Origin of the sequence: Chryseobacterium potabilaquae (assembly GCF_902728265.1) — a bacterium.
GTDB lineage: Bacteria > Bacteroidota > Bacteroidia > Flavobacteriales > Weeksellaceae > Chryseobacterium > Chryseobacterium potabilaquae.
On sequence record NZ_CACVBR010000009.1, the window covers coordinates 18,176 to 41,562 of the forward strand.

General features: G+C 31.8%; 19 protein-coding genes. 6 read left to right on the forward strand and 13 right to left on the reverse strand.

Going from position 1 to position 23,387, the window contains the following annotated elements; genetic code table 11:
* Window positions 1-102: 102 nt before the first annotated feature.
* The 13 genes from CHRY9293_RS07045 to CHRY9293_RS07105 form a co-directional block, all read right to left on the reverse strand.
* On the reverse strand, window positions 103-1,179 hold the full coding sequence (locus CHRY9293_RS07045) for a glycosyltransferase family 4 protein (protein WP_162032364.1): 1,077 nt from the start codon (window positions 1,177-1,179) through the stop codon (window positions 103-105).
* Between the two features lies 1 nt (window position 1,180).
* Entirely contained in the window at window positions 1,181-2,413 is a 1,233-nt protein-coding gene (locus CHRY9293_RS07050; protein ID WP_162032365.1) for a glycosyltransferase family 4 protein, read from the reverse strand.
* Window positions 2,361-3,101: an acyltransferase gene (locus tag CHRY9293_RS07055; RefSeq protein WP_162032366.1), complete on the reverse strand. Its 741-nt coding sequence runs from the start codon at window positions 3,099-3,101 to the stop codon at window positions 2,361-2,363. Before CHRY9293_RS07055 ends, CHRY9293_RS07050 begins: the two co-directional genes overlap by 53 nt.
* A complete protein-coding gene (locus CHRY9293_RS07060) occupies window positions 3,098-5,401 on the reverse strand; it encodes a nucleoside/nucleotide kinase family protein (RefSeq protein ID WP_162032367.1) in 2,304 nt (767 codons plus the stop codon). The genes CHRY9293_RS07055 and CHRY9293_RS07060 overlap by 4 nt, the downstream gene beginning before the upstream one ends.
* A gap of 134 nt (window positions 5,402-5,535) precedes the next feature.
* Window positions 5,536-6,825 (reverse strand): O-antigen ligase family protein, encoded by a 1,290-nt coding sequence (locus CHRY9293_RS07065; protein WP_162032368.1) that lies wholly within the window; start codon window positions 6,823-6,825, stop codon window positions 5,536-5,538.
* Window position 6,826: 1 nt separating this feature from the next.
* Window positions 6,827-7,942 (reverse strand): glycosyltransferase family 4 protein, encoded by a 1,116-nt coding sequence (locus CHRY9293_RS07070; RefSeq protein ID WP_162032369.1) that lies wholly within the window; start codon window positions 7,940-7,942, stop codon window positions 6,827-6,829.
* On the reverse strand, window positions 7,933-9,159 hold the full coding sequence (locus CHRY9293_RS07075) for a lipopolysaccharide biosynthesis protein (RefSeq protein WP_162032370.1): 1,227 nt from the start codon (window positions 9,157-9,159) through the stop codon (window positions 7,933-7,935). The genes CHRY9293_RS07070 and CHRY9293_RS07075 overlap by 10 nt, the downstream gene beginning before the upstream one ends.
* Entirely contained in the window at window positions 9,156-11,297 is a 2,142-nt protein-coding gene (locus CHRY9293_RS07080; protein WP_162032371.1) for a GumC family protein, read from the reverse strand. The genes CHRY9293_RS07075 and CHRY9293_RS07080 overlap by 4 nt, the downstream gene beginning before the upstream one ends.
* An 11-nt stretch (window positions 11,298-11,308) precedes the next feature.
* Window positions 11,309-12,040, reverse strand: coding sequence for a polysaccharide biosynthesis/export family protein (locus tag CHRY9293_RS07085; RefSeq protein ID WP_162032372.1), 732 nt, complete (start codon window positions 12,038-12,040; stop codon window positions 11,309-11,311).
* A gap of 6 nt (window positions 12,041-12,046) precedes the next feature.
* Window positions 12,047-12,484, reverse strand: coding sequence for a response regulator (locus CHRY9293_RS07090; RefSeq protein ID WP_162032373.1), 438 nt, complete (start codon window positions 12,482-12,484; stop codon window positions 12,047-12,049).
* A gap of 124 nt (window positions 12,485-12,608) precedes the next feature.
* Window positions 12,609-16,130 carry a PAS domain S-box protein gene (locus CHRY9293_RS07095; protein ID WP_162032374.1) on the reverse strand — a complete coding sequence of 1,174 codons (3,522 nt, stop codon included), beginning with the start codon at window positions 16,128-16,130 and terminating at the stop codon, window positions 12,609-12,611.
* A gap of 1 nt (window position 16,131) precedes the next feature.
* Window positions 16,132-17,274: an FIST signal transduction protein gene (locus CHRY9293_RS07100; RefSeq protein WP_162032375.1), complete on the reverse strand. Its 1,143-nt coding sequence runs from the start codon at window positions 17,272-17,274 to the stop codon at window positions 16,132-16,134.
* Window positions 17,271-18,632 (reverse strand): sigma-54-dependent transcriptional regulator, encoded by a 1,362-nt coding sequence (locus CHRY9293_RS07105; protein WP_162032376.1) that lies wholly within the window; start codon window positions 18,630-18,632, stop codon window positions 17,271-17,273. Before CHRY9293_RS07105 ends, CHRY9293_RS07100 begins: the two co-directional genes overlap by 4 nt.
* Window positions 18,633-18,999: 367 nt before the next feature.
* Between CHRY9293_RS07105 and CHRY9293_RS07110 the strand changes: the two genes are divergently transcribed.
* The 6 genes from CHRY9293_RS07110 to CHRY9293_RS07130 all read left to right on the forward strand — a co-directional run bounded on the left by CHRY9293_RS07110 (window position 19,000) and on the right by CHRY9293_RS07130 (window position 23,380).
* Window positions 19,000-19,893 carry a GLPGLI family protein gene (locus CHRY9293_RS07110; RefSeq protein ID WP_162032377.1) on the forward strand — a complete coding sequence of 298 codons (894 nt, stop codon included), beginning with the start codon at window positions 19,000-19,002 and terminating at the stop codon, window positions 19,891-19,893.
* A gap of 200 nt (window positions 19,894-20,093) precedes the next feature.
* Window positions 20,094-20,369, forward strand: coding sequence for an aldo/keto reductase (locus CHRY9293_RS18870; RefSeq protein ID WP_262887691.1), 276 nt, complete (start codon window positions 20,094-20,096; stop codon window positions 20,367-20,369).
* Window positions 20,370-20,371: 2 nt separating this feature from the next.
* The gene (locus CHRY9293_RS07115) at window positions 20,372-21,076 is read left to right on the forward strand and encodes an aldo/keto reductase (RefSeq protein ID WP_262887692.1); all 705 of its coding nucleotides are present in this window, start codon (window positions 20,372-20,374) and stop codon (window positions 21,074-21,076) included.
* Between the two features lie 486 nt (window positions 21,077-21,562).
* Window positions 21,563-21,778, forward strand: a complete 216-nt coding sequence (locus CHRY9293_RS07120) for a RebB family R body protein (RefSeq protein ID WP_122546736.1) — start codon at window positions 21,563-21,565, stop codon at window positions 21,776-21,778.
* 17 nt (window positions 21,779-21,795) lie between these two features.
* Window positions 21,796-22,587 (forward strand): hypothetical protein, encoded by a 792-nt coding sequence (locus CHRY9293_RS07125; RefSeq protein ID WP_162032378.1) that lies wholly within the window; start codon window positions 21,796-21,798, stop codon window positions 22,585-22,587.
* Window positions 22,565-23,380, forward strand: a complete 816-nt coding sequence (locus CHRY9293_RS07130) for a hypothetical protein (protein ID WP_162032379.1) — start codon at window positions 22,565-22,567, stop codon at window positions 23,378-23,380. Before CHRY9293_RS07125 ends, CHRY9293_RS07130 begins: the two co-directional genes overlap by 23 nt.
* Window positions 23,381-23,387 lie beyond the last annotated feature (7 nt).

Sequence of the window (23,387 nt, forward strand, 5' to 3'; positions counted from 1 at the left end):
TAACATTATTACCAGTACTATTCCAGAAGAATTAATGTCTTGATTATCAGTTATTTGTATTGGTTGTTGAGCGGTGCCAAATTCCAAAATATGGAAAATACATTATAAACTGGAAATTATTTTCATAGATTCTTTTTCAAAATAGGTTTCTGAAAATAATTGACTGGTTTCATAGGATGCATCAGAGAATGATTGATAAAGTTCAGAATTACTTAGTAGATAATGAATTTTTTCAGAGAGTTCATCTATATTTTTGGAATCAATTAAAAAACCGTTTTTCCCATCTTTCACCAATTCTGTAGTTCCTCCTACTGGAGGTACAATTGCAGGAAGACGATAGCGCATTCCTTCCAAAATAGTAAGTCCAAAGGTTTCTATCCAAAGATCGGGATGAGATAAATTAATAATAATACTAGCCTCACGATAGAAAGGATGGGTATCGGTTTGTGTGGGATAAATTTGGAGGTTATCTGGAATTTTTTTCTCCTTAAAATATTCCTCAATTTCTTTTTCCGAAGCATTTACGACAAGTTTGAAAATGTATTTGTTATGACGTTCTGCTAATTGTAAAAACTCATCGACACCTTTATATACTTTTAAAGAACAGATCATTAAAATAATGGGAATTTCTTTTTCAAATTGCTGATATTGATCTGCTTTCTCTGTAAAATCACTTTCCAATACATTATAAAGAAGGACTTGATTATCAATCAGAGATTCTTGTTTTAGAAGATAATTGGAAACAAATACAATTTTTTTTGCTGTGAATTTTGCTATTCCGAAAAGAAATTTTTTAAATATTGCAGGTTTTACAGATGTTTCGTGAATGTGATAAATAGTTTTGCAGCCTATCAGTTTACCGGCAATAGCAGCACCGAAAGGAAGAACTGTGTTGATATAAACAATGTCCTCTTTTCTGAGAAAAAGCAAAAGTTTTACCATCAAAAGAAACTGACTCAGAAAAAAATTGAATATTCTAATCAAAGAATTAGGAGAAAACTGATACCAGAAAAAATGATTTTTAACATTTGGAATATCGGATAGGAAGCCTTTTCTTCCACCCGAAGTGTAAAGATGAACATTCATATCGTTTTTGGTCCAAGTTTTCAAAAGTTGCATCAACACTTTTGGACTCCCACTGTAATCATTTAATAAATGGATAGCTACAATTCTTTTCATTTCAAAGTTGATTATAGATGTTATTGAGATATTCTCCTCTTTTTTCCCAAGAAAATCTTTCATTATAGTGTTTTCTGGCTTCCAAACTCATGTGTTTCTGAAGGACTTTTTCTGAAAATAATCTGAATAATGCATTGCTGAGTTCTTCTTTTGTGTGATTATAATCTTGCTGAGGAATTGTCATACCACATAATGGAGTAACAAATTCTCCCGGCCCTTCATTCTGAAGACATACAACGGGCAACCCAAATGAAAGAGCTTCGGGAACTACCATTCCTGCACCTTCGTGAGAAGGAAAAAGAAATACGGATGCTTTTTCGTATATTTTCATTAGATCTTTACGATCGATCCATTCTACAATTTCAACAAAATCATTCACCTTATTTTCAGTAATAAGTTTTTGGTAAAACTCTTTTTGGGGACCGGTTCCCACCAGTATTAATTGACATTGAGCTTGATCTTCTTCGGAAAGTTGATGGATAAATCCAGCAAATGATCGTATCGTCAAGTCAAAGCCTTTTAAAGGAACAAATCTTCCTACACTTATTACCGTAAAATTAGGCTTAGATAATATTTCTTCTTTTCCGTAAAAATCTTCTGAAGCTACTGATGGATATATAGAATATTTATTTTTATCGAGTTTCATTTTTTCTGGAACACCAGTGTTCATACACCAAATGTGATCCGAATGTTTAATGGTATTCTTCAATGATATTGAATAGTTCCAAAAAACACTTTTTACCATCCATGTGAGACGGTCCTTGATGAAATATTTTTTAGAATAATCTTTCAAATATTGCTGGGGAATGAGAGGATGATGTCCTACAGGTCCCCAAACCATTGGTTTCTTGAGCTTCCATAAAAAGCTGGGTGTCCAGTCATTATGGAAGTTAACATTGTGAACAATATCGAATTCTAGTTTTTGTTTTTTTACAAAAGGAACGACCCCTTTCTGCCAAAGATAATAATACAACATAGCTCCGCGACTTCCTTTTTTCCAAAAACGCATCCAATATGGTAGATCAAAATATAGAAAGCGGATATTTTTATAAGTCGGATCCGGATTTTCTTTCATATACCTTTCGATATGTTCTTTGTTATTTACTCTGGTAATGGCAATAACTTTTCGGAATCTGGCAATTTGATACACGAAATTCCATCCCATAGCATCTTCTGAGCCTTTATATGGATTTACTGCGTAGCAAGTCGCCAGTATAGTCTGATGTGTATTCATTGATTCTTGTTTTTAATAGTTTTGCAGGAACTCCTCCAATAATACTGTTATCAGGAAAAGATTTTGTTATGACACTTCCTGCGGCCAAAATGCAGCCATTACCTATTTCTACTCCATCCAAAATAGTAACCTTACTACCAATCCAACAGTTTTTACCTATTTTAATTCCTTTTCTGCTTACTCCTTGATGTCTAATAGGAACATGTAGATCATCATGATTATGATTTTCCGGGTGGCAACTTAGATATTGTCCTACAATACATTCATCTCCGATTTCTAATCCTCCTGAACCACCCAGATAAGCGAATTCACCAATTCCTACATTGTTTCCAATTTTTATCTTTTCCCCGATATTATTAAACGAAGTGGATACTATAATTCTGCTAAAAGCTCCTATCGAAACATTATCTCCGAATTCAATTCCTTGTTTTGCTAATGCAGAAACATATACATCATTACCTAATCTCAGAAATTTTCCCCATTTTATTTTTGTTGTATTGAAAAAACTCACTCTTTTGCCTAAAAGCATCCCTTTTGGATTCTTTAAAAAGAAGATTACTTTTAATCCTCTGATGATACTCCAGAATTGGTCCCAAATCAGATGCAGTAGAGCTCCGGAATTGAGCGAGGTGTCTATAGTAAAATTAGGATTTCTAAATTGTATTATTTTTTCAACTATTGTTTTCATTGGGTTTCAATTATAGTGTTCATAATGATATCAAGGGTAGTATTAAGGTCATTATTTTCAATAGAAAGATATTTTACATGTTGGTCTTGTTTATCAAGTTTTGAAAAGAGTTTGCTGTATTCTGTTGTCAAATCACAGATAGAATCATAAGAAAGTTCTCTTTTTCTGCTGAGAATTCTTTCCGGATCGGCATAGAGGAAAAAATTAAATTTTGGTTTCAAAAGCAGATGATAACCTGTTTCAGCAACATAGGATGGAATTTGAATATTACTTCTTCGACTGTCTGCGATAAAATCGAAATAATATCGATCATATAACACTATTTTACCTCTTAATATATATTTAAAATAAATAATAAATTGGCCTATAATATAATCTGTATAATAATAACTAAATCTTAAAAATGATGAAATATAGCTTTTATTTTTACCCTGTCTTGGTAGAGAGTTTATAGCATCCTCATGTGCCTTTTCTTTTCCTTTTGTCCATACACTAAGTATCGGAAGAAGAGAGGGCCTGTGTCTTAAAACCTTTACAGGTCTTCGGTAGCGTTTTTCAATAAGTTCAGAAACTTCATTGATTACAGTAGATTTTCCGGCTCCATCCACGCCACTGAAAGTAATGGTAAAGCCTTTTTCATAAAAAAAATCTCTAATATATAAAAGTGTATTCTTAAAAAGGGATAATCTTTTATTATTACTTTTTTGCTTTAAAATGGTAAGGGTTTCACTTTTGGTAATGTTTTCGGAAATATGCTGCTGTACAACCTCTTGATATTTTTCTGGAATTTTAGAACCATTTAGGGTGTAAAAAAAATGTAAATATTTTGCCGTATCTTTTTGGGAGGCTGTTTTTATACCAAATTTATTTATTTCGGCATGACGAATAATTTCTTTCGCTGTTAAAAATTCCAGATTTTTCCATTTTAAATTTTGTATTAAATCAAGATTAAGAATTTGTTGATTTTGAGTAATAACTCTTACCACATACATGAATGACTTTTTAGCTATTGTTACTTTTTTTACAAGACTACTTTCTTTTAAAAATTTAATCATTTTTTCTGCATTATGGGAAGAAATAAGCATGTCAATATCAGAATTAAGTTGTAGTTTTTCAGGTTCCTCATTGTGAAACTTTAATGTTGCATATTTTTGATGATACAAATTGTCGAAAATATCCATTATTAAAAGCTCTCTTTCGGTATTACTTTTTGTTAAAAATAAATTCAATGCTTCAGACCAAGTTTTTAGAAGCCAATGAACTTGTATATGCCACTCTTCTTGCTGAGAATAGATTTTCAGATAATTCAAAATATGGGTCAATAAATAAAATTTCAAATGTTTTTTGAGCTCATTTTCCTCAAATTTGAATAGCATTTTATTTTTTTCAATAATTTCTTTGAAAATCCTCTTCCAAGAATTTCTATTTATTAGAACACCCTTCTGAATAATAAAGTGGAAAAAATCAAATCCTTTTGGCCTTTCAGCAGAAGCTAATTCCCAATCATAAATACCTAATACATCTCCTTTTACATAGCAATTCCAAGGGGTAAAGTCTCCATGAGAAAAAGAAAGGTCTACAATTTCAGTTTCATTAATATCATTAAGTATTGTATTTAACTTTCGTATTATATTGGGAGGAATTCTAGTATCATCAATTGTTTTAAAATCTTCTTTTAAAGTTTGAAAATATTCCCATCCTACAATAGGTCTTCTTTTTTGAAATCTATCTTTAATCCCTTGAAGAGCGCGTGCATGAACTATACTGAATTCATTTTTTCTCTTTCCATTTTTTGAAATATCCGAAAGTTGTAAAACATAATCATTACATAATCTAGCAGCGGGAATCGAATAAAATGTGCTATTTCCAGAGTATTTAATATTTTTAAGTTCTTTATGGATTAATATCCTTGCATTTTCAGTATCTGCGATTTTGTAAAAATAATCGTTAAAAAATAAAATTGCCTTATTATTAGGCCCCACAGTTCCCGTGAATATAGCCCAATCACCTTCAATATCAAATATGTATCTATCTTCCGCAATGTAGTATATGTCTTCTTTTTTAAAAATTAGCTTTTGTAAATTCAATACAAATACAAGTTTTACAAATAAGGAAAATAGTTTTGCTTTGAATGTAGAGATGTTATAAAACTTAAGGAACAATGGCTTTTTTGAATTTGAATTCCAAAACCATCGTACACTTCCATCCGGATTAGGGATATACGAAAAAGAAATTTTTTTACTTCCCATCTCTTGTTTTGTAAACAATCTATACCCTGTGTTTCTAAATAAATTTTTCATGGTGTAAATTTTATATTTAAATAGGATATAAATAATTTGCCAAGTATTTAATTTATTGATTTTCAGTATTTTGTGTTTTGTTGATTTGTTTTAATTTTCCAAAAAATGGAAAAAAAATAAAATTTGGAATTTCTTTAAGTCAAAAGTTCTGGTCTTTTTTTCTTTAGAACGATTTTCTGTAAGCGTGTAAGATGGTTATTGTTTCGTAAGGCTACTGAAAAAATAATAATTTGATAAAATAAAATTCCGTAATTACTTTCTCCAAAAATTCCAAATTCCGTAAATGAATTAATGACAATAGGGATCAAAATTCCGATAAGCATAAGTTTCATTTCTTTGTGTTCTGATAATATTGATTTTACGGTAAAAAATACCTGGAAAAGAACAATGGTGAATCCGATGAATCCCAGATTCATAAGCACCTGCATGAAGGTATTATGGGTCATTTTTCCTGGATAGGTGTGGGCACTTTGGAAGAATTCTTTATAATCAATTCTCATAAATCCAAAACCTAAAAGAGGCTCTCTTGGTAATCCTTCAGAGATAAGAGCTTGCCAAAAGGGAAGTCTTCCTGTGAGACTCATTACTTCTTCCAAACGTGATTGATCTCCCCCTTTTAATATAACAGTATATACGGCGAAAGGAGCTACTGCTGCTACAAGGGCAATAATAGCGAATTTTAAGGTTTTCTGCTTAGTTTGATTGATATGGAAAAATATGATGAGCAAAACACCAATAAGCGAAGATCTTGATCCGGTCATGTAAAGTGCATACATTATGATGAGGATTTTAATAATTGTCCAGATTTTGTTTTTAAAACGGTATAGGTCAAAAATAAGACATGCACAACCTACGCCTGCCAGCATTCCTAGCTCATTAGGATTCATTAATGTTCCTCCAAGCCTTGCTTCTTCGCCTCCATCTGTCAGTCGGAAAAAAACATCAGGAGCAATCCACATCCCAATGACAAAAATTAATTGTAAAACAAACACCGAATTTCCTAAAAGATGATAAAGCCGAATGTTATGCCCTTCAAAATAGACATCTAATATTTTTAAGCTTTTAACAAAAAAATAAGCAAAAACAAAGCTTTGAAAGGTCATAAACCATTGCAAAGCGCTAAATCCAGGGTTTGTACTCCAAGAGAATGATATAAAGCCCAATGTAAGATAAGACATATATAAAATGGGAGAAAAGATATTTTTATATGCTAAAGAGTTTACTCCACCATAATTGATGATTTTTTGATAAATAAGAATAGACGAAATCATTACACCCATTCTTCCCACGATTTTTATACCTCTGGTAATCGCAACATTTTCACTCCATGTGAAAAAACAGGCTACCATGAGCAACAGAATAATAAACAGTTGTTGATTAAGCTTTTTCAAGAATTGTTGATGCCGAATAGATAATGTTTCCATTTTAATCATTGTAAAGTCGTGTATTCATTTCTTGAAGAATATGATTCCAATCAAAAGCTTCCTCTACCATTTTTATGGCATTTTCACAGATATTTTTATATTCATTTTGATTTTTCCAAATGAAATACATATCTGTCAATGCATTGGTTAGAAGAGTAGAGTCAGGATTTGGTATAGTAATACCCGCATTATATTTTTCAATACAATGTCCGATATTGGTATTTTTGGTTACAATACACGGTTTTCCAAAATTGGCTGCCTCTATGACAGATACAGGGAGCCCTTCGTTTCTCGAAGGATGTACAAAGACATCCATTTTTTTTAAGAGAGTATTTTTTTCTTCTCCAAATTTACTTCCTAAAAGTTCAACCTTATCCGTAAGTTGATGGTTTTTTATTTTTAGAAGAAGCGCATTTTTTTCGTTGCTGTCTCCAATAATCCAGAGCTTAGAGTTTGAATATTTTTTGGAAAAAGAAGAGAAGCTTTCGATGAGAATATCAAGACCTTTGGTATGAATATCAAGTCTCCCAATGAAACCGAATATGATAATATCTTTGGAAAGATTAATATGAAAATCTTCTTTTGATTTTTCGTAGCCATATGTAATTAAAACGGCTTTATTGGTAGGATAGATGGTGTGAAGTCCATCTATTTCACTTTCTCCAATACAATGAATTTTTGAAGCATTTCTAATGACACTTTTTTCACAAAATGCAAAGTAGATTTTTTTTATCCATTTGCTTTTGTTCATAGCATAGGTATTGTAAGCACCATGAGGTGTAATTACAAATTTTCGGTCATATTTCTTCAGAAATCTGCTTAACGAATAGAATACAGGAATCCATCCTCCGTGAAGGTGAAAAATAGTACTTGCATCGCTTTTTAGAATTTCTTTTTTAAGATTTCCGGGAATTGAAAAAGGATTATTATTTTTCTTGAAAATTTTTGTTTTGAAGGTTCTTTCAGGATAGTTTACTTCTGTGTTCTCTGAAATTCCCCATACTTCTACTTGCTCTTTATTATTGGCCTGTTTGGTAGCCAGATTATAGACTACTTTATTCACGCCATTCATTTTTTCGGGATTTGCTTTTCCTAATATTAGATGTATTACGCCCATACCGAGATTTGTTTTTTGTTAAGAAGAATTTTCCAATAAACGAGCATGACGATTTGATTAATTACAAGACCGAAAACAGCACCATATAACTCGCCATATTTTAATAAAAAGTGAAAACTGATTAATGAAAATGCAAAAGAAATGCAGTAACCAATAAAAAAAGCTTTATTCTGTTCTAGTACTCTGATCGAAATTCGGGTAGGATAACTGCAAAGTATGAAAATATACAATACAGAAATTAATTTTATTACATAGCCATATTGTTGATATTTGTCTCCACCTATTAAGACAATAAGAGGGTCTGATAAGAAGAAAAAAGAAGTGATGAGTATACCTAAGCCCCACATTCCTTTTGACATATTTTTCAGGAGGGCTTTTTTTTCTGTTGTTTTATTTTGATAGTGGAGTTGGGCTGTTTTGGGTAGATAATAATTTTCCACAGTTTGCAGAAGAATATTAATTACTCCAAAAAAAGACTGCACCAGTCTTAATGCGCCTAAAGCGTTAATGCCTAAATAAATACCGGCAACAAGTGTAAAAAAATTACTGGAAAACCATTGTATAATAGAGGCACTTAGTAACCATTTTCCTTCCTTGAAATGATAGCGAATAAGCGAACCATTTTTTAAAGTGAAATGAGAATTTCGGATAAAAAAGACAATACCGGGAATAGCAGCCAATACATTGACGAGACCAATGAAATATAGGCTTTTAAATAAGTCCATATTTTTCTCAAAATAGATAATAGGAAAGATAATAAGAAATAGGCTGTCTATGATAATTACAAGCTTTATTCGGTCTATTATGAGTAATATTTTTCTTAGAAAATCTTGAAAAACGTATCCTATTGTAAAAATGATAATTGCGGGTAAGTTTTTTGTAAAAAACGCTATGGCGGAAATAGGTAATAAATGGACGATAAATAAGAGCAAAGTAAGAATAGAAAGTAGAAACAAGGCTGCCTGAAAAACAAACCCAAGAGATTTTTCATTCAGTCCTTTTGCTGCCAAAATTTGGAATGGCTGTACGATAATCGCATTACAGATCCCTACAAGAAGATAAGTTACTAAAAGAATGGAAGAGAATAAACCAAAATCTGAAATACTTAGTTTCCTTGCCAGCAAAAAGGTAAGCAAGAAATTTGATCCACTGAATATCAATTGATCTGCCAAAACCCAAGAAGAAGGCTTGCTGAGTATGGTATTTATTTTTTTCACGATTTGTTTTTATTTATAAGAGTTTTAAGGGTAGTAATTAAGTTAGGATTATAGCCTTCTTTATTTAATACAAACCACATATTAGTTAGTTTATATTCATCTTTTAAAAGTTCGACATTCATTATATTTTTTGCGGCAGTCTTTCGGCTGTCCAAAAGAAAAAGGTTCTGATCTGCAAGCTTGAGAAAAAATAAAGGAAGCTTTCCTTGCTTGATAGGCGGGTTATTTATAATACAAATATCAGCATCTTCCATTTTACTGCGAATAAGATTCTGAATGTCTTTTGAAGTAAGATGGAGATATTCCTCTTCCGAAAAGTTGATTTGATGTTCCGTGTCTTGTAATGTATTGGCAACATCTATTACCAAAACTTTTCTGGATTGTACTTGCAGTGCTTTAATTATGTTTTTGGCATGAAAGGTATGATCTTCTGCCTTGTTATAAGATGTGATACAGATGATGTTCTTTTTTTTCACAATTTCTTTGAGCTCCATTTCCAGAACATGTTCCAAAAAATAATGTATTATTTTGCTTTTTTTTCTAATAAAAGGAGTAGTAAATGCAATAGGAATAGAACTATTTTTTTCGATAGTATAAACATCATTCACTTTTGCTTTGGCAAAATGTACAGCATATATCAATATAATAGAACCAATCATACTCATAATTGCAGCTACAATGATGATGATTGAACGCATCGGAGAAACAGGATGTTGTGGAAGCTCGCCGCGTGTGATGATTTTGTGAAAAGATATTTTTGCAGATTTGGCAATCTCAGCCTCTATTCTTTTTTCATTGAGGAAGTTATAGTTTTTTTCATAGAGATTGAACTCTCTATTCATTATATTGAGAAGCTTTTCTTTTTCAGGTAGTCCTATAAATGCTTGTTCTGCAATAGAGATATCCTGAGCGATATCATTGTATTTTATTTGTAAATTTTTCTGTGTATTTTTAATGCTTTCAGTTTGATAATCAGTGAGGTCTTTAATTTTAGCGTCTATTACTTTTACTTTTTCGTGTTCCGGAGTGTAAGTGAGTAAAAGTTCTTTTTTTTCAGCTTGCAGTTGCTTCATATTTTTCACCATTTCGGTAGAAAGAAGATCATTGAATGCTTCAAAATTTGTGGCTAAATCTAAATAATTATTTTTTCCTTCTGTGATATATCCGTTAAGATTTTTAATGGCATCGAGATTCATTTTCAGATTACTTTTCTGAATTTTCAACTGAGCAATTTTTCTTAAATCTGTTTCGGTTTCTTGAGGAATATTGATAATATTTTCTTTGTTTCTATAATTTTCAATACGGTTTTCTGCTTCTGACAGTTTATCATTAGCTTGTCCTATTTCTTCCCTCAGAAAGTCTACTGTAGTATTGGCGGCACGGTATTTATTTTCAATATAATCCTGAATATAAGTTTCCGCCAGAGTATTTACTAATAGGGAGGCTTTTTCGGGCACATTACTTTTGAAATTGATTCGTATTACGGGGACATCCTTGTCTACAGAAACGATGTCTAAGTTCTTATTGACCTTTTCCAAAAGTTTTTCTCTACTGAGAAATTCAACTTCGTATTGGTCAATAATTTTTGCATTGGGCTTGGAATATAAATAGTTACTATTGCGTGTAATAAGTATTTTTCCACTGTCAATAGGCAGAGGAATTCCGAAGGTACCTTTTAGCTCTTGAGTAGAGTCGGGAGGTGTTAGTATATAGCTTTGATTGGAGGTAATTTGTAAAAGAAATTTTTTGTCATAATTCTTTTTATTACTAAATGTACCTTCCACACGGATAGGAGAATCGTTAAAAAGCTCTACAGAGCGCACTTTTCCTTTGCGAAATATTTCTGTAGAAAAGGGTAATTTTTTGAGCGTTTTTTCTATGAGTGATGTCGATTTCAGAACTTCAATTTCCGTACTGATTTTATTAGCTGAAGCAAATACATCAAAATCTTTAAAAAGATTGGCACTGGGTACACCTTCTTGAGTATCGGCAAGTCTTAGTTTTGCAGTACTTTCGTACATAGGGGTAACATAGTTGAGGTATTTTTTTGCTGCCAAAACTGAAATAACCATTACGAGAATTATAATAGGCCATCCTCTTAATAAGGGTTTCAGGAATCGTACATTTTCATTACTCATAATGATCATTTTTATAACTGTCCCATTAATATAGCTGCTGCAGAAGCAACAGTTGCGAATGGGATTATAGTGGAAATTCTTTTATCAAAATCTTTACTTTTTTTAGAAGGTACAATAATATAATCTCCTGGATGTAGCATGATATTCTGATTAGGAATATCTTTCATAATTGTAAGATCGATATTGGTTACGCGTACATTTTCACCTTCCTGCCTTAGGATCTTAACAGATTTTAAATTGGCATACATTTCAAAACCTCCGGCTTTGGATATAAGTTCCAATAATGTATTATGATCTTTGTCAACTTGTATTGTAGCAGGATTTCTTACTTCTCCCAATACTACGATTTCTTTGTTTAAAACCTTAATGTCAACAATGGGATTAACAAGCCATTTTTGGAGTTTTGTTTTGATTTCTTCCTTAAGTGTGGCAATAGTTTTGCCTTGCACATAGGTTGTTCCTAATTTTGGAATTTCAATATTTCCTTTGATATCAACAAGTAGCCATTTTCCATACACTTCGTTCGAATTATAAATCCCATATACAGAGCCTACACTTAAATCATCCTGCCCCCAGACGGAAAGAGTTATTTTATCATCTTTACGGATCTGATATTCGTATGCAGGATCATATTTAAAATCTTCTATAATTTGAGATGGTTGTGCTTCTTCCAACACATTATAGGTCTTACAAGATATGAGTAAGAATGTGAAAAGGAATGCTATGGCTATGTTTTTAATCATAAAAATTTAAAATAAAACAGAAAAGAATCTGCGAACACCTCTTAATTTATTTTGAGATATTTCTTCTTTTATCATTACTATTTTCTCTATGGTTTCTTTCATTTTTTTACAGACATTGTTGTTTTTTACAAGATAGTCGAATGCTCCATATTTAAGTGCATTTACTGCAGTATCAATACTTTCCTGCCCGGATACCATAATCACATATATGTTGGGATTATAGCGCTTAATTTTCTTTAAAACTTCAAATCCATTCAGGTCTTCCATATTATAATCTAAAAATATAATATCCGGTTTATTATACAATTCATCCAGACATTCTTCACCATTACTGAAATAAGTAATATTCTCGTAATTGTGGTTTTTCAAATATTTTTCATAAACATTTGCACAAAATCTATCATCATCTACAATAAAAAGTTTTAAATTCTGATTTGTTTCCATTGTTTTATATTTGAAAACAATAGGACCATTTTTGTGCCTTATTTTAATTTATTGTAAATCAATTACTTATAGTTGTATGTATTTCCAAATTTTGGAATTTTTTCTTTTTTCTGGATGGCAACTGCTAAGCAAATTTTTGTTTTAGCTGAATAATGGCCATATTGAGTGTATTTTTTATTTTTTCAAATAAAGTATATAGCTCATTTATTTCTATATCTTGCTCTTTTGCTTTTATTTCCAATAGTTTCATTTCTTCTTTTATAGAATGTATACCTACTCCTTCGACACTGGGTTTTATTTTATGAATTAGCTTGGCTATCTCAGTAGGTTTTTTTTCCGTGAAAGCATTTTCAATCAAAGGAATAGTCTGTTCAGTCTGCATAATAAATATGGTCAGCATTTTTTTTGTAAAGCTTTCATCTCCTCTGCTTAAAGTCTGAATATTTTTCAAGTCATATAGTATTTCTTCCATAGGTAATGTATCTGGATGGGGTGCTTTTTTTAATCTAGTGTGTTTATAAATTATACTCACAAGATTCTCTTCAATAAAGGGTTTGGTGATATAATCATTCATTCCTACATTGATACAATTTTCTATTTCAGTTTTAAATGCATTTGCCGTAAGGGCAATGATGGGTGTTTTTAATCCAAATTCTTGACGTAATATTTTGGTTGCTTCAATACCATCCAGTTCAGGCATTTGAATATCCATCAAAATAATATCAAAGTTCTCCTTACTTAGAATTTGTAAAGCAATTCTTCCATTTTCAGCTTTTGTAATATTGCATTTAAAATGTTTCAGAGTATGTTCAGCTACCAGTTGATTCAATTCATTATCTTCAACCAAGAGAATATTGAGTCCTTCAATGGAAATATTCTGTTGCTGTTGGGTTACTTTTTCTTGTAGTTCTTTATTTCCTTTATAAAGGGTAAGGGTTATGGTAGTTTGGGTTCCTACATTTTTTTTACTGGAGACTTCTATTTTCCCATCCATCAAGAATATCAATTCTTTTGTAATGGCCATGCCTAAACCTGTACCGCCATATTTTCTTGAAATGGAGCTGTCTTCTTGGTTAAATTTCTTAAAAATATTATTGACAAAATCCTCGTCCATTCCAATACCAGTATCTATAATACTAATACTAATATCTTGATGGTCTACGTAGTTTTGTAATACTTTACATTCGATTTTTATCTCTCCAACGTCGGTAAATTTCAAAGAATTTCCAATAATGTTATATAAAATTTGTTCTATTTTTAGAGAATCTCCCTTCAAAACAGGGGATAGGGAAGAGGAGAAAACAGGATGTAGTTTTAATTTTTTTTGTTTTGCTTTAGGCTGAAGGATGGTAATAACGTTTTGTATACTCTCTTTTAATGAAAAGCTTTCATTTTCAAGGGTCATTTCTCCAGATTCTATTTTTGAGATATCAAGGATGTTATTAATGATTGCTAGTAAATGTTGTGAAGCGTTAAAACTGTTTTCTATAAAAGGTTTTTGAGTTGGGTGAATGTCACCTCTTTTTAACTCCCTTAAAAAACCAATAATGGCGTTCAAAGGAGTTCTGATTTCATGGCTCATGTTAGCAAGAAAAACTTCTTTAGCCTTGGATGCTTCTAAAGCTTTGGCTTTTTCTTTCTTTAAATCTTCTTCAAGTTGTTTTTGATCTGTAATATCAAGGTGAATACCGATAGAGCCTAATTGATTTCCATGATCATCGTAGCTCGGAGCTCCACTGACAGCCCACCAGCGAATTTCACCTCTTTTATTTTTAACCGGGAGTTGATATACACTGGAAATTCCTTTTTTTCTCATGGCAATCTGCTCTTCCAAGAATTGAATGTTGTTCTCACCATAGAGGAATAGGGTAGAAGGATTTTTACCGATTAATTCTTCCAACTCAAATCCGGAAACATCACAAAAACTTTGATTGGCATAACGAATGATCTCATCATTATCTACTTCTATTAAGCCAAGATTCATATTGGCAATGATGTTACGGTATTTTTCTTCTTGCCTCTTGAGGTGATCTTCTGCTCTTTTCCTTTCAGAGATGTCTTTAATGAAGTAACAGTAGTGTTTTTGTTTGTTTTGCTTCACCGCAATCACAGAGATTTCTACAGTAAGTTCTTCTCCATTTTTTTTAGTTGTTTTTAGCTCTAGTTGCTTATTAAGCATGGATTTATAAATATCATCATCTGCTATTGGAATAATTTTTCCGGCAATATTTTCTCCTTCAATTTCTTCTTTTTTCCAACCAAAAGTAGATTCAGAACTTTTATTCCAGAACATTATTTTTCCTTCGCTGTCAGTAATTATAATAGAATTCATGGCAGAGTCCATGATCATTCTGTTACGCTCTTCACTTTGTTTGAGAAGGTTTTGGGTAATAATTCTTTCTGTTATATCATTGTATTTCCAAAGATGTCCTTTATAACGGTCATGAAGAAAAATAGGAATATAATCTCTTTCCAAAAATCTACCATCTTTAGTTTCAAGAAGTTCATTGGTGACAATTTTCTTTTCGTACAGTATTTCATTGATTCTTTGTGGAAATTGATCTTCATTTTTAAATATACTTTTAGATTGTTCTGCAGAATGAGTGCAATCTAATCCTACCATTTCATCCGCTGAAATAGGAATGTTAAACATGGAGCAAAAAAGATCATTGGTAAAAGCAATCTGTCTGTTTTCATCTTCCATTAATATTCCAAATTGTAAATTGGCCAGCAATTTTTTTAGAATTTCTACGGTACGGGAAAGATTTCTTTCAAGAACAATTCGTTCTCTGACATTCACAATAATCTGAGTGAATATGGTCAAAAGATTTTTCTCTGTATCAGAAACCTGATGGTAATCTTTAACAAAATCAAATCCTACAAACCCTATGCATTCATTTTGTAGCATAGTAGGGAGTACAAGTAAACTTTTAATATTTTGCTCTTGTAAAAGCGCTTTGAGATTCCCTTTAGGCAATTTTTGGATATCTGGATAATAGATCGTTTCACCTCTTTTATTGGCTTCTACCCAATCATTAATGGTGTTGAGTGGTATATCTTGAAGACTATCTTTCTGTGGAGTAATTCCTTCATTGCAATATTCATAAATGTTGGAACAGGTATGATTTTCAAAATTATACTCAAAAATGTATGCTCTATCTGCTTTCACAAACTCTGTCATTGCTTTCAGAGATTTATTAATACTTTCAGGGACTTTTTCAATAGAAATATTAATGTATTCCGAAGAAATATCCATCATAAGATTTTGAAATTCCAGTTGTTTGTTGAGCTGTTCTTCAAAAAATATTCTTTTTTTAAGTTGTTCAGATAAATAAGAAGATAATTCTGTAAGATCCTCCGAATCTTTGGTTTCAAAATTAAAATCTAAGATTTTTATGGATTCATAAAGATGGGAAATGGATTCTTGTTTTAAGAGATTTTCATTTTTAAGATTTTTATAAAGATCTTGATATTCTTCTTCACTTTGATTAAAGGCATGATCTGTCAGTTCCTTATCTCTCTCAAAAGATTTGTAAGATTCATTCACAGCATTAATAAAATTTTTAAATTGCGGATGATCTTTACAGTCTTCCGTAAGGTATTTATTGATTTGTCGATTTAATAAGTTATGAAATTTGGGTTCCATTTTATTCAATTTCATTAACAGTGGTAATTGTAATCGTTTGGTTATGTAATGCACAATCTTCAAACGGTTTTAGGGGAGAAATTTCCCCATAGGAATAGAACCCAGTTAGGACTGTATTGTCCTCAAATACATTTCTTACCATTTCCACCTCTTCCGGAACACGATCGCCCAGTACTAATTTTCTTCCCACACAACTTATGATGATCCCTAATTTGGGTTTATTGATACTAATATGGAGACATTCATTAGCAGCATCATTGGCTGCGTCAATAATTCTATCCAGATTGGCTCTCATAAACCTTACTTTGCTTCCTTCGGGAAGATCTCCTGCAAAAATCATCATATTATCACTTTCGTTAATTGATAGAATCGTCCTTACAATGGGAGCAGAGTCTTCAGATAACTTTAGAGATAAAGGAAATAATAAAGCTGAGCTAGGAAGCTCTTCAGCATACTTTCCAAGATATTTTTTATAAAGATCTAAAGCATTTTTATTATCAATTTCGTAAAGAACATTATCATGAGATTGGGTAACTGTTCTCTCCAGTCCGAAACTTTCCCAACCACCAAATGAGGAATGAGATAGTTCTAGATTTTCTCCATAAAAACCAATTGCCACAATTTTATTAGGCGCGGGAGATTGGTTTAGTCCTACAACTGTTTTTTCAAATTTGTCTCCATCGCCTGCTAACCCTCCGGAAACCAAAACATGATCCGGACGACTTGCATTTAATCCTTGAACGAGTTGGCTGCCATTGACGCTGCTTCCATCGGATAAAACAAATACCCATTTGAGGTTGTCCATCGGAAGGCTCTCTATAAGTTTTTTTCCGGCTTCGTAGCTATTGGGAAAATTTTCAATATCAATTTGTGAGGTTTTTACATATGATTTTGAAAAACTAATGATTGTAACTGTTACCGAGTCATCATAAACATCATTACAAAAAATTTCTCCGGAAGATGATGATAGGGCAATGTTTGCATTGGGAAATTTTTCTTTAATCAATGAAAAAAAATTGGGATTCTCAAGGATATTTCTTGCACCATATCCTAATACAAGTTGGGCGGTCTGATAATCAAGATTTTCATCATTTCGTTCAGATTCCCATTCTCCGTTTATAAAAAGTAATTTGGCAACTTTCATTGATCGTTTAGTTTTTTAGTTTCAGGATTATTGATTAGATTATAGATGGTTGATTTTCCTATGTCTAAAACTTTAGCTGTTTTAATGACATCATTATTGTTTTTTTTCAAAAAATGCAGAATTATTTCTGTGGTATATTGTTTGAGCGTTTTTTGTTCACTTAAAAGAACGTCCGACTCATTTTTAATGCTATAAAAATTAATATCTTCTACTGTTATTTCATTCCCATCGGCCATTACACAAGCTAGATCGATAACCGACTTAAGTTCCCTTACATTTCCCGGAAATGAATATTTCAGGAGTTTATTTTTGGCCTCTGAAGACAGGTTTAAAGGTTTAATTTTGTTTTCCTTTGAAAAGAGATCTATGAAGTGTTTTGCAAGAATTAAGGTATCTTGTTCTCTGTCTCTCAAAGGAGGTAATTCAATAGGAAGACCCACGATTCGATAGTAAAGATCTTCCCGAAAATTTCCTTTTTTAACTTCATTGGCAAGATTCTTATGAGTGGCGATAATCACTCTTACATCTAATTTTATTTTTTGATTTCCACCGACTCTTATAATTTCTCTTTCTTGTAAGGCTCGGAGGAGTTTGCTTTGAAGATTAAGATCGAGCTCGGCAATTTCATCCAAAAAAATAGTGCCTCCATTGGCCTGTTCAAACTTTCCAATAGATTTGTCTGTGGCTCCGGTAAAAGCCCCTTTTTCATGCCCGAAAAATTCACTTTCTATGAGGTCTTTAGGAATAGCAGCCATATTTACGGCGACAAAAGGTTTGCTTTTTCTTGCTGAATTATAATGGATAGCTTTCGCTACCACTTCTTTCCCAGTCCCTGTTTCTCCTGTAATAGAGACATTAATATTAGAATGTAAGGCTTTATTGATCTTTGAGAATATACTTTTTATAGATTCACTTTGTCCTATAATTGTTTTTTCAAAAGTATATTTTTTCTCTAGTTCTTCTTTTAGGTCTTCAACTTCTTGTTTTAATGAAATATTTTCTCTTACTCTTATGATGGAATTCCATAAAAGGTCTTTTGTATGCTCATTTTTTACAATATAATCTTTGGCTCCTTGTTTCAAGAAATTGATGGCTACATCAATACTTTCCTGACCACTAATGACAATAATGGGAAGATTAGGATAAAAGTTTTTAATTTGTTTGAAAAGCTCATCACCCGGAATGTCTGGTAATCCAAAGTCTATACAGATAATATCCGGATTTTTGAACAGGTTGGATAGGCATTCCTTTGCTGTATCAAAAAGGTGAATTTCATAGTCAGGATTAAGCTTAAGATGATATTTAAGCATTTCACCGAAGAAGGGATCATCATCTACTATGAAAATTTTACAAATCATTGTATATTTATGTTAATTTTTTTACTAAAATAATGAATTTTTTAATTCATTATCACATGAATTAAAATAATAAATAGGTTATTTTTAAAATTTATAAGGAATGGGTTTAATTTTAATTTTATCTATTGAAATAAAAGTCTTTCCTATGAATCTATATATAAAATCAATTTGTAATGTTGAGGGGTGTAGATATAAGGTTTTTATATTTAGTATATTAATTATTAGTATTTAATAGATGAGGTTAGTACTCGAAAAGAATCACAATTTTCTCTGAATTTAGAGGCATATTTGTATAATAATTCATTTTGTGGGATCTTTGCTAATTGTAATACGATCTTTTATAAATATCATCTTATTTTATGAATCAATGAAGACAAAAGTAGTTATATCGAATGTTTTATTTAAGAATATCATATTTTTAATAAGCATCTTAAGTGGAAGTTTTTTCTATGCTCAAAAGTTCAGATTCTATTATCAACTCAAGTTTACTCCTGACTCTTCTCAAAAAGAAATAAAGAAAACAGATTTTTACATTCTTGATTATGATATTAAAAGTAATGAATCATTTTTTTATAGTAGTAATTATATTAAGAATGATTCTATTAATAAAAAAATAAATTCATTAATGAATGTTTCCAATATAACCGTGAATCTTAATGATTTTAAAAGCTCTTTTATTAAAGATATTATAGTTAAGAATAATAATGTATATAGTATATATTCTACTATTGATGGAGAATTTTATGAATATAAACAAGAAATAGAGGGTAAATGGAAATTGGGTGCTGAAAACTTAACCGTGTTAGAATATAATTGCAAATCTGCTGATATTTTATGGGGAGGGAGAAATTGGAAAGCCTATTTTACAAGTGAGATCCCTTTTCATATTGGACCTTATAAGTTTGGAGAGCTTCCTGGATTAATTACGAAAGTCTATGACACCGAAAATGAATTTGAATTTAATCTAATTGGAGTTACCAAAATTAAAGAGGAAGTAAAATTTAATTTTTCAAAATATATTAATATTAGTGAAGATAAATATATCAATCAGTATGATTCTTATGTAAAAGATCCAGTAAGGAAAATGAAGCAAGGAGTTATTATAACTGATGACGGAACAAAGTTTGTAATGGCAGAAGGATTTAGCAAATCGGAAATAGAAAATGAGAAGAAAGAGATTTATTCTCGTTTATCTAAAGAAAATAATTGTATAGAAAAAGATTCAAGAAAATGTAAAGTACAAAATAAAATTTTGCATTAACAACAACTGAAGTACCTTAAGCTTTATAATTATAACAGTGGCTACTTCTGCTTATATGGTTTTATTCTTATAAAATTATCTATTCTAAAATATTGAATCTTCCATCAGTAATTTTGGTAGTAAATACCGTAACTTATATAAGAGATACTTTACTTTTATTTGTGAAATTTATACTCATAGATAAAAAAATAAAATAGAATATGAAAACGAGAATCTTAGGGAAAAGTGGATTAGAAGTTTCGGAATTGGGATTAGGATGTATGGGATTGAGTTTTGGCTATGGTCCTGCAACCGATAAAAATGCGGCTGTGAAATTATTACATGCAGCTTTTGAAGCGGGTGTGACATTCTTTGATACCGCTGAAGCTTATGGACCTTATATGAATGAAGAACTATTGGGTGAAGCCTTACAACCCTTTAGAAAAGAGGTCGTAATTGCAACCAAATTTGGATTTAAAGAAGGAAAAGCTGATTAGGAATGGATAGCCGCCCGGAAAATATTATTTCATTTGTTGAAAACTCTTTAAAAAGGTTAAGAACAGAAGTTATAGATGTATTATATCAGCATAGAGTTGACCCTGATATTCCTATTGAAGAAGTGGCCGGAACTGTAAAGCAACTAATTGAGCAAGGGAAGGTAAAACATTTTGGCATGTCTGAAGCTGGAGCGGAATCCATCCGTAGAGCACATGCTATTCAGCCTGTGACAGCTTTACAAAGTGAATATTCATTGTGGTGGCGGGAACCGGAACAGGAAATATTTCCTTTATTGGAAGAATTAGGTATTGGTTTTGTCCCATTCAGTCCTTTAGGAAGGGGTTTTTTAACGGGGACTATTAATGAAAATACGCAGTTTGATACTACAGATTTTAGAAATATCGTACCTCGTTTCTCAGAAGAGAATAGAAAAGCAAACCAAAGGCTTGTAGAGTTGCTTCAATCAATGGCGGAAGAAAAAGAATCCACACCGGCGCAAATTGCGTTGGCCTGGTTATTGGCTCAAAAACCTTGGATTGTACCCATTCCGGGAACAACAAAAATTCCTAGGTTATATGAAAATATCAAAGCGACTTCTATTGAGCTAACTGCTGAAGATCTTCACCGTATTGAAATGGCAGCTTCTCAAATAAATATCTTGGGGGCAAGATATCCGGAACATCTTCAACAAAGAGTAGGAAAGTAAACGATAGTTTTATAATGACTGTTTCTAAGACGATCTCATACCATACTTACACATTGAAAGTATTCAATATTGTTAATCATTTCAATGGAATATTTTTTATAGAAGAATTTTGAGATTAAAAAATATTCTATAGATACCCATATTGATAATCTGATCATCTTCATATAATCAAGATTTCCTCCTAAATCCATTTTAGGAGGTTTTTTTATGAATAAAAGTGGAATGATATTCCAGATAAATCAAAGGATTTGAGCGGTTGAATATATTATTTCCCATAATGGTGAAAAACCTTATTTTTTAAAAACAAGGTAATTCCCTGAATAATGATTTAATAAACTTTCAGAAATTTGTCACAGATAACAAAGGAAATAAGAATGAAAATGGATCCAGGTCACAATATACAAAAAGAAAGGGTCAAGAAAGAACAATTTTTAAGAAATAGTAAAAGTAGAAAACTGAATTTTAACAACCATTTAAATAAAGAATATGTCAGATAAAGTAAATAGCCAGACTACAGATGCAGTTACCCAGACGAATGTTACCGTACTTGGTGAATCACCTGCACAAGCCATGAGCATGCTATACCAGATGGCCACTCATGCAAGCGGAATTTCAATACAGAATTCAGTTACCAATCAACAGAATATGAATCAGCTTAACCCAGTAATTGTAGCAGATGCAATTAAAATTTTAAAGGGATAATCTAAAGCCTTAACAATATGGATACGAATACAAGTACAGAAGTTCAGGCAACAACCCCCACAGAAGAGGCAGTAGTATTTGTCAATAGTGAAGTATTGGCTCCTCCTAAAGCTTCACCAATGACCGGAGCTGCAAAAATAATGACTGATCAAGCAGCGGGGATGATGGTTCAAGATTTACAATCTTTTTTAAAGGGCTTTGAACAAATCGGTCTGATTGCTGTGAGTAGATTAGCTAATAATATTCTAACGTATGGAACTTATTTTCACGATCCTTCTGCTACGGGAGGAGTAAGTGCCTCCAAAGGTGATAGTGCTCAGGTGATGGATGTAGCAAAAGGAAATGAAGTCATGCGGGATTTATTTAAGATTATAGGTGATTATGCAGAGGTTAAGACAAAAATAACATCTCCATCAACTGTCACGGAGACTCAGGAAAAGAAATCAGATGTTGATTCTGCTGGGGCTTCTAATGATGATGACCCGGAAAAAAAAAAATTCCTCAAGCTGACACTGAAAGAGAAAACTCCTGAACCTGAGCCGGAAGATAAACCAGAAAAGGTAGAAAAAGTGGACAAGTCAGACAAGGTAGAAAAAATAGTAGAAGAGATTGTACCTATCCATGATGTGGAAAAGGTAAAAGAGACCAATACCATACCACAACCATTAGTGAGCGAAAATCTATCATCTGAGGATGTAAATGTCTCTGTGGACAAAACAACCAAAACAGAAAGCATCAATAAAAGTATAATAGGAAAATTATTTGACCAACTAAAAAAAATAAAACATGAACTATTCAAACGAGACTAAACCAGCAAAAATTTTAAACCTACCTTCTTTACAGGAACTCAATGAAGGCTTTTTTCTAACAAGGGATAATGATACTACGTATTATAGTATGAAAAAACCGGAGAATAATGTAAATCGTATTGTATTTGATCTGCAAACTTCAGATGTTAATATCTGCCCTATAATAAGGTTGGTAAGTTGTACGAGCAAAAATAAAAAATACAGTTCTTATCAGTCATTTGTAGTAGAACCTAAAGATAAAGCTACAGGAATCACAGTGGTTATGATGAAGCTTGATGATCCCAAAAACTTTTTTTGTAATGTAAGAATGATGCCCCTTAATACATTAAGTGATATAGCAGAACCAGAAGCCGATTCAAAATTATTGACGGTCAATTTGGATAAAGCAAATTATGTATTAAAAACGGATGTCACTATTACTCCATCAAATACAGGTGAGGCATTATATAGTACGCATGATGTGGATGTAAATGCGATATCCGATCTTGTCACAAGTAATGAAATTACAGAATTAAAACGAGAGTTGGAATTCCAAGGAGCTAAGTTGATTGCTCATTATAGTCAAGAGATCTTAGATATTATTGTTAATGAAAATGCAGCTGTTAACAGCACTACGATGCCTATGTTCATTGAAGATTATATTTTACAACTTCCTACCGATAAATTAAAAGAATTGCTTTCAGCGAATGTAATTGCAGGTAATCTTTCTACCGAGATTATAGGAAGTAATGTGATACTAGACTTGAATAGAGACTGGACAACCGCCGGAGCTTTTATAAGCTACCTACTTTAATTAGCCA